A 12,871-nucleotide genomic window follows, 5' to 3' on the forward strand; every position below is an offset into this window, starting at 1 on the left:
GCAGCTATGGGTTTACCCGACTCGCCGTCCAAAGTACGCCCAAGCCTGCCGCTGATTGACACAGTTAAACTGCAAACATGACGATCACGATCAAATCCGGCGCCGACATTCCCGCTTTGCGCATTGCCGGGCGCTTGGCCTCCGAAGTCTTGGACATGCTGACTGCGCATGTCAAACCCGGCATCACCACCGACCAATTGGACAAGCTGGCACACGACTACATCGTCAATGTGCAGCAAGCGATTCCGGCCCCGCTGAACTACACACCGGCCGGCTACATCCCCTACCCCAAGTCGATCTGCACCTCGGTCAATGACCAGATCTGCCACGGCATCCCGAACGACCGGGCCTTGAAGAACGGCGACATCGTCAATATCGACGTGACCGTCATCAAGGACGGCTGGCATGGCGACACCAGCCGGATGTTTGTGGTCGGCGAAGGCTCGATCGCGGCCAAGCGCCTGTGCGCCTTTACCTATGAGGCGATGTGGAAGGGCATTGCCAAGGTCAAGCCCGGTGCCTACCTGGGCGACATCGGCCACGCGATCCAGACCTTTGCCGAGAACGCCGGCTTCAGCATCGTGCGAGAGTTCTGCGGCCACGGCATCGGCCAGGTCTTCCACGAAGAGCCGCAAGTGCTGCATTACGGCCGCCCCGGCACCCTGGTGCAGTTGGTCGAGGGCATGGTATTCACCATCGAGCCGATGATCAACGCCGGCCGGCGCGAAATCAAGGAAGGCAATGACGGCTGGACCATCAAGACCAAGGACCGGTCGCTGTCGGCGCAGTGGGAACACACGCTGATCGTCACCGAAACCGGCTACGAGGTGTTCACGCTGTCGGCCGGCAGCCCTGCGCCGCCCGCCTTCATCACCGGCTGAGCGGGTGACTCTGCCGACTCTGCCTCTCAGCGCTTGCGAGCCCACCAGCTTGGCCGAGCTGCGTCAGCAATTCAAGTCCGGCAAGCAGGCGCTGCTCAACAGCTTTCGCAACGGCCGGCCCACGGTCAGCGCCGCCAGCGGACTGTTGCGCGCGCTGGCCAAGCAGGTCGACCAAACGCTGCAGCTGCTCTGGACGCGCAGCTACATGCCGGCCGGCGCCAGCTTGGTAGCCGTCGGCGGCTACGGACGGGCCGAGCTGTTCCCCTATTCCGATGTTGACGTGCTGCTGCTGCTGCCCGACGGCATGGAAGCGCACCAGAACGGCGCGGTCAAGACCGCCATCGAGTCCTTCATCAGCGCCTGCTGGGACATCGGCCTGGAGATTGGCTCGTCGGTGCGCACGCTGGGTGAATGTCGCGATGAAGCGGCCGGTGATGTGACGATCCAGACGGCACTGCTGGAAGCACGCTGGCTGGCCGGCGAGCGGCCGCTGGTCGATCGCCTGGAGCAATTGCTCAGAGCCTCGATGGATGCCAGCGCGTTCTTACGTGCCAAGACGCTGGAAGCGCAACAGCGCCACACCAAATACGACGACACGCCCTACTCGCTGGAGCCCAATTGCAAGGAAAGCCCGGGCGGGCTGCGTGACCTGCAAGTGCTGATCTGGATTGCCCGCGCCGCCGGCCTGGGCCAGACCTGGAAGGACCTGGCCCAGGCCGGCCTGATCACCGCGTTTGAGAGCCGCCAGTTGCAGCACAACGAAGGCCTGCTCAAGCTGATTCGCGCCCGCCTGCACTGCGTGGCCGGCCGCCGCGAAGACCGCCTGGTGTTCGACCAACAAACCGCCGTGGCCGAGAGTTTTGGCTATCAAAGCAGCGCCGGCCAGCGGGCGTCCGAAGTGCTGATGCGGCGTTACTACTGGGCCGCCAAGGCGGTCACCCAGCTGAATCAGATCCTGCTGCTGAATCTGGAGGAGCAGATCAACGGCTCGCAGCAGGGGCTGATGCGCCCGATCGACGCGCATTTTCTGGACCGCGCCGGCATGCTGGAGGTCGCCTCGGACGACCTCTATCAGCGCGAGCCGCATGCCATTTTGCGCACCTTCTTGGTCTATCAGCAGACCCGCGGCATCAAAGGTTTGTCGGCCCGCACCCTGCGCGCGCTGTACAACGCCCGCCACTTGATGAACAGCGCGTTTCGGCGTGACCCGGTCAACCGCGCGACCTTTATGCAGATCCTGCGCCAGTCCGAGGGCCAGACCCACGCGATGCGCTTGATGAACCAGACCTCGGTGCTAGGGCGTTACTTGTGGGTGTTTCGCGCCATCGTGGGGCAGATGCAGCACGACCTGTTTCATGTCTACACGGTCGATCAGCACATCCTGATGGTCTTGCGCAATGTGCGGCGCTTTTTCATCCCCGAGCATGCGCATGAGTACAGCTTTTGCTCACAGTTGGCCGCGCAGTGGGCCAAGCCGGAGCTGCTTTACATTGCTGCGCTATTCCATGACGTGGCCAAGGGCCGCGGGGGCGACCATTCGGATTTGGGGGCGATCGAGGCCAAGCGGTTTTGTCGCGACCACGGGCTGGACAAGGTCGACACCGACCTGGTCGTGTTCCTGGTTCAGCAACACCTGACCCTCTCGCGGGTGGCGCAAAAAGAAGACTTGTCCGACCCGGAGGTGATCAACCGTTTTACGCACAAGATGATCGACGTGCGCCACCTGACCGGCCTGTATTTGCTGACCGTGGCCGACATTCGCGGCACCAGCCCCAAGGTTTGGAATGCCTGGAAGGGCAAGCTGCTGGAGGACTTGTACCGGGTCAGCCTGCGCGCCTTGGGCGGCGCCAAACCCAATCTGGCGGCCGACATCGAGGCCCGCAAACAAGAAGCCCGGCAAGCGCTGGCCCTGCATTCGATGCTGCCCGGCACCGAGGTGCCGCTCTGGCAAACGCTGGAGATCAGCTACTTTGCACGCCATGAGGCGAGTGACTTGGCCTGGCACGCCCGCTCGCTGTGGCGCCATGTGCAAAGCCCGGTGCCGGTGGTGCAAGCGCGGCCCTCGCCGGTCGGTGAAGGCCTGCAGGTCTTGGTCTATTCACCCGACGCGCAGGATTTGTTCGCCCGCATATGCGGTTACTTTGACGGCGCCGGCTTCAATATTCTGGACGCCAAGGTGCACACCACGCGCACCGGCTATGCGCTCGACACCTTTCAGGTGCTGAGCCCCGATCTTGGCCTGCACCACCGCGATCTGGTGTCGCTGGTGGAGAACAAACTAACGCAGGCGCTGCTGACCGCCGGGCCATTGCCCGAGCCGCGGCGCGGGCGCTTGTCGCGCCGGGTCAAGTCCTTCCCCTACACGCCGCGGATCGCCCTGCGCCCCGACGAGCGCGCACAGCATTGGCTGCTGACCATCAGCACCAGTGACCGCGCCGGCCTGCTCTATGCGATCGCCCGCGTGCTGGCGCGTCACGGCATCAATCTGCAATTGGCCAAGATCTCAACCTTGGGCGAGCGGGTCGAGGATACATTTTTGGTCGACGGTGCCGCGCTGCAGCACAACAAGGCTCAACTTCAAATCGAGAGCGAGCTGCTCGACGCAGTGGCGCTGCAAAAATGACCCCAACCAGTCCAAAATTTGCGCCGCCGTCGCCGCTGATCGCGGCCGATGAAGCGATCCAGTCGCTGAGCGCCTTCGACGCCATCATCGACGTGCGCTCGCCGGCCGAATTTGCCGAGGACCATCTGCCCGGCGCGCTCAACTGGCCGGTGCTGGATAACGACGAGCGTCACCGGGTCGGGCTGCTCTACAAGAGCTCACCGTTTGAGGCCCGCAAGATCGGCGCGGCCTTGGTGGCGCGCAATATTGCTCGGCATATCGAGGCCCACGCCGAGCCACTGAATCGCAATTGGCGGCCGCTGGTGTATTGCTGGCGGGGCGGTCAGCGCTCCGGCGCGCTGACCTGGTTTCTCGGCCAGATCGGTTTCAAATCTCGCCAGTTGCAGGGCGGCTACCAGGCCTACCGTGCGCAGGTGCGCGAGGTCTTGTTGACGCAACCGGCCGGGTTCGAGTTTCATGTGCTGTGCGGCCGCACCGGCAGCGGCAAAACGCGGCTGCTGCAAACGCTCGCCTCCCTGGGCGCGCAGGTGCTCGACCTGGAAGGCCTGGCCGCCCACCGCGGCTCGATCTTGGGGGCCCTGCCCGATCAGCCGCAACCCAGTCAAAAAGGGTTCGATACCTTGCTGTGGCAACAGCTCTGCAAATTGGATGCGAGCCGGCCGGTCTTTGTTGAAAGCGAAAGCCGCAAGATCGGCCAGGTGCGCATGCCCGAGTCGATGTATGAAGCGATGCGGGCCAGCGACCATATCTACTGGCTGGAGATGCCCGACGCGGCGCGCATTGAGCTGCTGCTGCAGGACTACGCCCATTTCTTTGCGACGCCCGAGTTGTTCTGCGCCAAGCTCGATGCCTTGGTCAGCATGCGCGGCCGCGAGCGCGTGCAAGGCTGGCAAGCACTGGCCCGCGCGGGTGCCTGGGGGCCGGTCTTCGGCGAGCTGATGCGTGAACATTACGACCCCGGCTATGAACGCTCCTTGGCCGGACATTACCCGCAGCTTGAGCGGGCCCAACGGATCCGCCTGGCCGATGGTTCGACGCCGTGCCTGCAAAGCCTCGGGCATGACTTGATGGCCATCAAGACCTGACCCTGCCGCGCATGGCAAGATGGCCCCTATTCAAAGTGAGACCCGATGTCATTTCTTGAAACCGAAGCGGCGCTACGCCAATCACGCCAATTTGGGGTGAAGCCGGTGCCCGTGCTGCGGCCGCTGGGCTGGTTGGCACGGGGCTGGCAAGACCTGATTCGTTGCCCCGGCCCTTCGCTCGCCCATGGCTTGGTGCTGGCCGCCATCGGGGCCCTGATCTTTGGCATGGCTCGCCATCATTTCTGGTTGCTGGCCGGTGCATTCAGCGGCTTTTTGTTGGTGGCACCCATTTTGGCGACCGGCTTGTATGTGATCAGCCGCGATCTTGAACATGGCCGCAAGCCCAGCTTTGCGGCCATTTTGAAAGCCTGGCGGCCGCGCGACGGACGCATGGTGGTGTTCGGTGTGCTGCTGGCCTTTGCCGGCACCGGTTGGGTGATGACCTCGGCCGCACTGATCACCGGCTTTGCCGCTGCCCCTATCCTTCAGCCTGTTGATTTTTTGCGCCATGTGGTGTTGAACGATGATTCGCATCTGTTTGAAATCTGGCTGGCCCTGGGCGCGGTATTGGCCGCACCGCTGTTCGCCTCCACGGTGATCGCCGTGCCGCTGCTGCTGGACCGCTCGGACGTCGGGGTGCTGGGTGCCGTGTTCACCAGCTGGCGCGTGGTGATGGCCTATCCGGCGCCGGTCGCCTTGTGGGCGAGCCTGATCATGCTGCTGACGCTGGCCGGCATGGCCAGCCTGATGCTGGGCTTCATTGTGGTCTTGCCTTGGCTGGGTCATGCCAGCTGGCACGCCTACCGCGACCTCGTTTCCCACAGCGACTGAAGGCAGGGCGGCCATGTTCGGATATAGCGAGCAAGAAATCGCCCAATTCGGCCTGAGCTGGGGCGTCGGCCTCTTCATGCTCTTTATGGTGTTCATCTTCTTGCAGCTGGCGCGCGAGTCCAAGGCCGGTCGTTTCGGCACCTTTGTGCTGCTGCTGGGCTTGGGTTTTGGCATGGTCGGCTACCTCGCCAAAGGCGCCATCAAATGGTTCATGGCGGGAACCGGCGGATGAGTCTGCGCGACACCATCACTCGCAGCTTCAAGCATTCCACCTTTGAGGACGTGCAAGCGATCGTCACCGGCACGCTGTTCGTGGCTTTGGGCGTGGCGCTGTTCAAGCAAGTCGGCATGTTGACCGGCGGCACCGTCGGCATTGCCTTCTTGCTGCATTACGCCAGCGGCCTGCCTTTTGGCGCGCTGTTCTTTGCCATCAACCTGCCTTTTTACTGGCTGGCCTACAAGCGCATGGGTTTGCCCTTCACGCTCAAGACGATGACGGCAGTCAGCTTGATGGCGGTGTTGGCCGAGGTGTTGCCGCGCTGGCTCAAATTCGCCGAGCTGAACCCCTGGTTTGCCGCGCTTGCCGGCGGGCTGCTGATCGGCGCCGGCATGCTGATTCTGTTCCGCCACCGCGCCTCGCTGGGCGGGCTCAATGTGGTGGTGCTGTATTTGCAAGAAAAATACGGCTGGCGCGCCGGCTATGTGCAGGCCGGGCTGGATCTGGTGATCCTGCTGTGCGGGCTGGCCTTTGTGCCGCCCGAGCGCATCGGCCTGTCCATTGTCGGCATGCTGGCCATCAATGCGGCGCTCGCCATCAATCACCGGCCGGGGCGCTATATGGCGGTCTAGAATCGCCCGCACAGATGCACAGCACCTAGCTGCCGGGACCTCGACCGATGAATATCAGTGGATACGGCAGCCTTGTCGCCGCCTCGCTCGTTTTGCTTTTTGGCCGTCTGTTGGTTGAAAGAATCGCCTTCCTCAAAGCCTTGACGATTCCTGAGCCGGTTGCGGGCGGCTTGGTGGTGGCCTTGCTGATGCTGCTGATGCAGCAGCTGACCGGCTTCACGATCAAGTTTGATACCTCCTTACAAACGCCCTTGATGCTGGCCTTTTTCGCCACCATCGGCTTGTCGGCCAATCTCGCCAGCTTGAAAGCCGGCGGCAGCTTGATGCTGAAGTTCTTGCTGGTGGTTTTGGGCCTGCTGCTGATGCAAAACCTCATCGGTATCGGTATGGCCACGCTGCTGGGCCTGGACCGACACCTGGGGCTGCTGGCCGGCTCGATGACTTTGTCGGGTGGACATGGCACAGGCGCCGCGTGGAGCCAGGTCTTCACCGAGCAGTTTGGCATCCAAGGCGCGACCGAGTTGGCGATGGCCTGCGCCACCTTCGGCCTGGTCCTGGGCGGCGTGATCGGTGGCCCGGTGGCGAAATTTCTGCTGACAAAGGTGCGGGCACCCGGCGCCCAACACAATCAGGATCAGGTGCCCAGCAACTTCGAGGAGCCCCAAGCCACGCGCCTGATTACCGTCAACTCCTTCATCGAGTCACTGGCTCTGATCGCGCTGAGCCTGGCCGGTGGCGAGTTGCTGGCTGCGGCGATTGCCGGCACGGCCGTTGAGTTGCCGACCTTTGTCTGTGTGCTCTTTTGCGGCGTTTTGCTGCGCAACGTGCTGGCCGGCCTGCGCCTGCATCAGGTGTTTGACCGCGAGGTGTCGGTGCTCGGCAACGTCAGCCTGGCGCTCTTCTTGGCCATGGCCTTGATGAGCTTGCGGCTATGGGAGTTGGCCGATCTGGCCCTGCCGATATTGCTGATTCTGGCGGTGCAAACGCTCGGCATGGCCGCCTACGCCATCGTCGTGACCTTCCGCGTGATGGGCGGCAACTACGACGCGGTGGTGTTGGCCGCCGGCCATTGCGGCTTTGGTCTTGGCGCAACGCCCACCGCGATTGCCAATATGCAGGCGGTCACGCATCGCTTCGGGCCTTCGCACCTGGCCTTCATCGTGGTGCCCATGGTGGGCGCCTTCTTCATTGACATCGCCAACGCGCTGGTCATCAAGCTGTTCATGGCGCTGCCGATTTATTGAGCCCCGACCCGCCCGGTCACAGCAAGGCGCTGTACCAGCGCAACTCCAGCAACCGCCGTGCCAACTGATGGCAGCGGCTTTGCGGGTCGGCCAGCTCATGCAAGATATCGAAGTGATTGCAGCCCGGGATTTCCTCGCAAATCGGCACCACGCGGCGGCCCCAGGCTTGGCGGATCAAACGGTTTTGACGCTTGAATTCGTCGCTCTCTTGCGCACCCACGATGGCGTAAACCGGCGCCTCGGGCGCGGGGAACAGAGCCGGGCTGAGGCGGCGCACGGCGTCGGCGTCCAGCTTCAAGTCTTGCTGCAAAAACGGCGCCTGCCGCAGCGGGCTCAAGTCATGCACACCCGAAATCGACAACACGCCCTTGACCAGATGATGCGGCAGGTCGGGCGCCACCGACTTCCAGTCGCAGCAGTTGAGCATGGTGGCCAAATGCCCACCGGCCGAATGGCCGACCAGCACCACCCGCGACGGGTCCCCGCCATGCTCGGCCGCATGGCGCCAGACCCAGGCCAAGGCCTGCACCAGTTGCAGCGGAATGCGCTCCATGCTGACATGCGGGCACAGTGAGTAATTGGGGATCACCACCATCGCGCCCTCGTCCACGAAGGAGCTGGCCACAAAGGAGCAATCCGACTTGTCCAGCGCACGCCAATAGCCGCCGTGCAGAAACACCATCACCGGCGCATTCGGCACATGGGTGGTGAACACGTCCAGGCGCTCGGTCGGCGCCTCGCCATACGCAAGATCAAGCAGACAAGGCGCCTGCTCGCGTACCAGTTTCGACGCCTTCGCCCACCGATCCAGAATTTCGACACTGTCGGCCACACGGGCCCGGTTGTTGTACTGCTGATCGAACCAGGCGGGACTTTGACGGGACATGCTCGGCTTCTCCTGGCTTCAAACGTGAGTCGCAAGTGTCGACGCTAAAAACGCTTTGCCAATCGACAAAAACTTTCGGGCAAGAAAAAACCTCGCGAAGTCGAGTGACTTGGCGAGGTTGATCTGGTGGGCGGTGCGGGTTTCGAACCTGCGACCCCCACAGTGTGAATGTGGTGCTCTACCCCTGAGCTAACCGCCCTGAATTTCTGAATCAAACCACCAGTTGAACCCCTTGCGCAGTTCGCGCAGTTCGCGCAGTTTGCGCCGATCGAGGCCTCTGGTGGGCGGTGCAGGTTTCGAACCTGCGACCCCCACAGTGTGAATGTGGTGCTCTACCCCTGAGCTAACCGCCCTAATTTTCGCCAATCTCTGCGAAGCCCACGATTATGCCACGGTGTTTCGGGACATCTCAAGCAGCCTGCCAAATTCTTTTTCCGCCGCTGGCCTTATCGAGTTCGATCAAGACCTTTTCATGCGCCTGCAGCTCGGCCTCGCTGGCCTGCAAAACGGGCAAATCAAAGCAGCTCAGGTCGATCGCGGCCAGCTTGAATTCGGGCGACCGAGAGTCGCCGCCCGAATCGTCCATCACCAGCGAATCCTGCCCCCGCGTCAGCCGGATATAGACCTCGGCCAGCAACTCCGCGTCAAGCAAGGCGCCGTGCAGTTTGCGGTTGGAGTTATCAACCTCCAGCCTGCGGCACAGCGCATCGAGCGAATTGGCCTTGCCGGGGAAGAGATTGCGGGCCATCAGCAAGGTGTCGCGCACGCCGCCGACCAGGTCGGTGATGGGCGGGCGGCGCAGGCGCTTCAGCTCGGCATTGACGAAGCCAATGTCGAAGGGCGCGTTATGGATCACCAGCTCGGCACCGGCCAAAAACTCCAGCAACTGATCGGCAATCTGCGCAAACAACGGCTTGTCGGCCAGATAAGACTCGGTCAGGCCGTGCACCCGCAGCGCATCCTCGTGGCTGGCGCGTTGCGGATTGATGTAGAGGTGCAGATTGTTGCCGGTCAACTGGCGATTCAGCATCTCGACGCAGCCGATTTCGATGATGCGGTCGCCGCCCTCGGCGGCCAGGCCGGTGGTTTCGGTGTCGAAGAAGATTTGACGCATGGAAGCTAAAAAAATAGAGGGTCAGGTCTTGCGGCGACTGGACAAGGCCCAGATCAGCACGCCGGCCGCCACCATCGGCACGCACAGCCATTGCCCTTGGCTCAGATTGAGCGCGCGCAGACCGAGGTAGTCATCGGGCTCGCGGAAATACTCGGCCATGAATCTGAACAGCCCGTAGCCGATCAAGAACATGCCCGAGACCTGGCCGGTCTGGCGCGGCTTGCGCGCATACAACCACAGCAGCGCGAACAGCAGCAAGCCCTCGCCGAAGAACTGATAGAGCTGCGAAGGATGGCGCGGCAGCGGTGATCCCGACTGCGGGAACACCATGGCCCAGGGGAGACTGGGGTCGGCGGCGCGGCCCCATAACTCGCCATTGATGAAGTTGCCCAGCCGGCCCATCGCCAGGCCTGTAGGCACGCAGGGTGCGATCAGATCGGTGACCTCAAAAAACTTGCGCCCGCGCAATTTGGCAAACAGCGCCATCGCCGCAATCACGCCGAGCAAGCCGCCGTGAAACGCCATGCCGCCCTTCCAGACCGCCAGCACTTCGTCCAGGTTGTGCAGGTAGTAGTCGGGTTTGTAGAACAAAACGAACCCCAGCCGCCCTCCCAGCACCACGCCCACGACACCGAAGAACAAAAGGTCATCGACATCGCGGCGGCTCCAGCCGGTTTGCGCAAACTGAGGCTGCGCGACCCGGCGGTTGGCCAGAAACAGGAACAGCGCAAAGGCGGCCAGATAGGTCAGGCCGTACCAATGCACGGCCAAAGGGCCGAGCTTGATGGCGATCGGGTCAAACTGGGGGTGCACCCACATTGCGCTTTCCTTGAGAAATAGAGCTTGAGAAACACAGCTTGAGAAATCAGCCGCGCATCATAGTTCGCCGCCAGCGAATGCCGCCTCGGCGCCGGTCAGTCCAGTTCGGCCAAGCTCTTGCGCGCATCCTTGGTGTAGTTGGGCCGCACGCGCTTGTCGGCCGCAGCGCGCGCAAAAGCTGCCTTGGCCCCGGCCTTGTCGCCCAAGCCCAGCAAAGCTTCGCCGAGTCTATGGTCCAGCGGCAATTGCTGGGCGCCGCCCAGGGTCTTGGCGCGCTCCAGCTGGCGCACCGCCTCCTCGTATTGCTGCTGGTCCATGGCCAAACGCGCCAAGCAATAGGCGGCCATGGCCTTGCCCGGTTGATCGCGCTGCAATTGCTGAAAAAGCGCCTTGGCCTTGTCGAACTGCTGCTCTTTCATCCAATGACGACCCAGCTGTGAATAGGCTTCGCGAACATCGGCCTGCAAGGCACCATCTGCGCCGGCGCGCACGGCCAACAACTCACGCTCGGCCTCGGGCCATTTTTCAGCCGAGGCCAGGGTCAAGGACCGCAGCAAGCGCGCCTGATCGGGCTGGCTGGCGCGAATCTCGGCCTCCAGCGCCTTGGCCTTGGCCATGCTGCCCCCCAACATCTGCGGCGTGAACAGGTAGAGCTGCACCAGCTTGCTGCGCGCGGCGTACAGCGTCGGGTCCAGCTCCAAGGCCTTGTGCAAGGCCTCCTTCAGCCGCCCCACCATGCCAACGGCCTTGAGCGGGCTGATCATCTGCACCTGGTGCCCCATCACCTCGGCCGCCGCGTAATAGCACGCGGCTTCGCGCGGCTCACGCTCGCGGCAGGCTTGCGCGAACTTGGCCGCCGCGTCCAGACGCTGCGCGTCATAGACGTCACTGCTGGCCATGGCCGCTGCCGCCAGCGCCTGCGCATCGTCGGGTTTGCCCTTCAAGCGGGTCTTTGCCACGAGGTCTAAGTCCTCATAACGGCCCGCATCCAGCAGGGTTTGAAACTGCGCATCCTTGAACAGGGCCGCCTGCGCAGCCGGGCTGGCAGCGAGCACGAGCGTCAGACCGACGGCAGCCACGGCGGGGCGGAAGAAAAGCGTACTGAGCATAGGCAAAAGTGAGCGTTTGATGGCTGGAGTATCGATTGTCGGCATTGCTGACGCTACAAACCCAGTTCTGCGACGAGCTGCGCCGGCAAGTGCATCAGCTGTCATTGCCGGGCGCCATCAACAACCGTTCGACATGCTCGACAAAGCGCGCCACCGTCGGCGTGGCATCTACGCGCCAGATCAAGCTGGTCTCACACATCGGCGCGGCGCCATTCAGCGGTCTATAGACCACGCCGGCACGCTGAAACGCCATCACGCTGGCCGGCACCCAGGCCAGGCCGATGCCGGCCGAGACCAGGTTGACGATGGTCTGCATCTGGATCGCCTCCTGCACGATGCGGGGCTCGCAGCCATGTTGGCGGTAGAACGCCAGCAACGCGTCGAACAAGGACGGCGCAATCTCGCGCGGGAAGATTACCAGCGGCTGACCCAGCACGGCGGCCGCGTCCACTGTCGCGCTTTGTGCCAACACATCATCAGCGCTCAGCGCCAGCAACATCGCCTCGCTGGAAATCTTCAGCCGCTCGAAGCCGGCCGGATGGGCGCCGGGCGCGTGAATGATGAAGCCGGCGTCCAATTCACCCTGCGCAAACTCGCGCAGCTGCACGTCCAGCGTCGCTTCGCGCAGGCTCAGCTCAATATCGGCAAAGGCCTCGCGGAACAGCCGCAACCAGCGCGGCAGCTCGCCATAACCGACCGTTGACACGAAACCCAGCCGCAGCCGGCCGCGCCCGCCCCGCGCCGCCGCCTGCACGGTCGCCGCCAGCGCATCGGCCTGCTTCAGCAAGGTGAGTGCTTGGGGCAACAAGGCCTGACCGGCCGGGCTCAGCGCGACCGAGCGGCTGGTGCGCTCGAACAAAGCCGCGCCGAGGCTGGTCTCCAGTTTCTGGATCGCCTGGGTCAGCGGCGGCTGGGTCATGTGCAGGCGCTCGGCGGCGCGGCCGAAATGCAGCTCTTCGGCCACGGCGATGAACTGGCGCAGCGTTCGCAATTCGATCATTGATATGCCAAACGTATTAATCAGAAGGCAATAATATATTTGATCAACAGGCAACGCCACCGCATACTGCCGGCACACCTCCAGGAGATTTTCATGTCCGCAGCCAACCGCCGCTCCAAAAACATCACCGAAGGCGTCGCCCGCGCGCCCAACCGCTCCATGTACTACGGCATGGGCTACCAGGAGAGCGACTTCGGCAAGCCGATGATTGGTGTGGCCAACGGCCACTCGACCATCACGCCCTGCAACTCCGGCTTGCAAAAACTCGCCGACGCGGCCGTCATCGGCCTCAAAGAAGCCGGCGCCAACCCGCAGGTCTTCGGCACGCCGACGATCTCGGACGGCATGGCCATGGGCACCGAGGGCATGAAGTACAGCCTGGTCTCGCGCGAGGTGATCTCCGACTGCGTGGAGACCTGCGTCGGCGGCC

Annotated in this window: 13 protein-coding genes and 2 tRNA genes; 8 read left to right on the top strand and 7 right to left on the bottom strand. The window is 63.1% G+C overall.

The genetic code is table 11. The annotated features are described in order from the left end of the window. Nucleotides 1-77 precede the first annotated feature (77 nt). The 7 genes from map to gltS are packed head-to-tail and all read left to right on the top strand — an operon-like array spanning nt 78 to nt 7,513. A complete protein-coding gene (gene map, locus RMO57_RS01505; RefSeq protein ID WP_310383569.1) occupies nt 78-881 on the top strand; it encodes a type I methionyl aminopeptidase in 804 nt (267 codons plus the stop codon). Between the two features lie 4 nt (nt 882-885). Beyond that, nucleotides 886-3,504, top strand: coding sequence for a [protein-PII] uridylyltransferase (locus tag RMO57_RS01510; RefSeq protein WP_414896355.1), 2,619 nt, complete (start codon nt 886-888; stop codon nt 3,502-3,504). After that, entirely contained in the window at nt 3,501-4,589 is a 1,089-nt protein-coding gene (gene mnmH, locus RMO57_RS01515; protein WP_310383571.1) for a tRNA 2-selenouridine(34) synthase MnmH, read from the top strand. Before RMO57_RS01510 ends, mnmH begins: the two co-directional genes overlap by 4 nt. 45 nt (nt 4,590-4,634) lie before the next feature. Next, nucleotides 4,635-5,420: a DUF2189 domain-containing protein gene (locus RMO57_RS01520; RefSeq protein WP_310383572.1), complete on the top strand. Its 786-nt coding sequence runs from the start codon at nt 4,635-4,637 to the stop codon at nt 5,418-5,420. A gap of 13 nt (nt 5,421-5,433) precedes the next feature. Continuing rightward, entirely contained in the window at nt 5,434-5,652 is a 219-nt protein-coding gene (locus RMO57_RS01525) for a DUF2788 domain-containing protein (protein ID WP_310383574.1), read from the top strand. After that, nucleotides 5,649-6,269 (top strand): YitT family protein, encoded by a 621-nt coding sequence (locus RMO57_RS01530; RefSeq protein ID WP_310383577.1) that lies wholly within the window; start codon nt 5,649-5,651, stop codon nt 6,267-6,269. Before RMO57_RS01525 ends, RMO57_RS01530 begins: the two co-directional genes overlap by 4 nt. Before the next feature lie 47 nt (nt 6,270-6,316). Continuing rightward, nucleotides 6,317-7,513 (top strand): sodium/glutamate symporter, encoded by a 1,197-nt coding sequence (gene gltS, locus RMO57_RS01535; protein ID WP_310383579.1) that lies wholly within the window; start codon nt 6,317-6,319, stop codon nt 7,511-7,513. A gap of 16 nt (nt 7,514-7,529) precedes the next feature. Here the strand turns inward: gltS and RMO57_RS01540 are convergent, their stop codons facing one another. From RMO57_RS01540 to RMO57_RS01570, 7 genes are all read right to left on the bottom strand, one after another. Further along, complete coding sequence (locus RMO57_RS01540; RefSeq protein WP_310383581.1) at nt 7,530-8,399, bottom strand: alpha/beta hydrolase; 870 nt, start codon at nt 8,397-8,399, stop codon at nt 7,530-7,532. Nucleotides 8,400-8,523: 124 nt separating this feature from the next. Next, a tRNA-Val gene (locus RMO57_RS01545) sits at nt 8,524-8,598 on the bottom strand. A gap of 79 nt (nt 8,599-8,677) precedes the next feature. Continuing rightward, a tRNA-Val gene (locus RMO57_RS01550) sits at nt 8,678-8,752 on the bottom strand. A gap of 56 nt (nt 8,753-8,808) precedes the next feature. Beyond that, nucleotides 8,809-9,513: a DNA polymerase III subunit epsilon gene (gene dnaQ, locus RMO57_RS01555; protein ID WP_310383583.1), complete on the bottom strand. Its 705-nt coding sequence runs from the start codon at nt 9,511-9,513 to the stop codon at nt 8,809-8,811. Nucleotides 9,514-9,534: 21 nt separating this feature from the next. Beyond that, a complete protein-coding gene (gene lgt, locus RMO57_RS01560; protein ID WP_310383585.1) occupies nt 9,535-10,332 on the bottom strand; it encodes a prolipoprotein diacylglyceryl transferase in 798 nt (265 codons plus the stop codon). A gap of 95 nt (nt 10,333-10,427) precedes the next feature. Beyond that, a complete protein-coding gene (locus tag RMO57_RS01565) occupies nt 10,428-11,441 on the bottom strand; it encodes a hypothetical protein (RefSeq protein WP_310383587.1) in 1,014 nt (337 codons plus the stop codon). 94 nt (nt 11,442-11,535) lie between these two features. Then, the gene (locus tag RMO57_RS01570) at nt 11,536-12,441 is read right to left on the bottom strand and encodes a LysR family transcriptional regulator (RefSeq protein ID WP_310383588.1); all 906 of its coding nucleotides are present in this window, start codon (nt 12,439-12,441) and stop codon (nt 11,536-11,538) included. A 93-nt stretch (nt 12,442-12,534) separates the two neighbouring features. On the opposite strand from RMO57_RS01570, the gene RMO57_RS01575 reads away from it, so the two are divergent. Next, a partial coding sequence (locus tag RMO57_RS01575; protein WP_310383589.1) for a dihydroxy-acid dehydratase occupies nt 12,535-12,871 on the top strand: 337 nt, incomplete at its 3' end.

Source organism: Roseateles sp. (genome assembly GCF_031397715.1).
Taxonomy (GTDB): Bacteria; Pseudomonadota; Gammaproteobacteria; order Burkholderiales; family Burkholderiaceae_C; genus Paucibacter_A.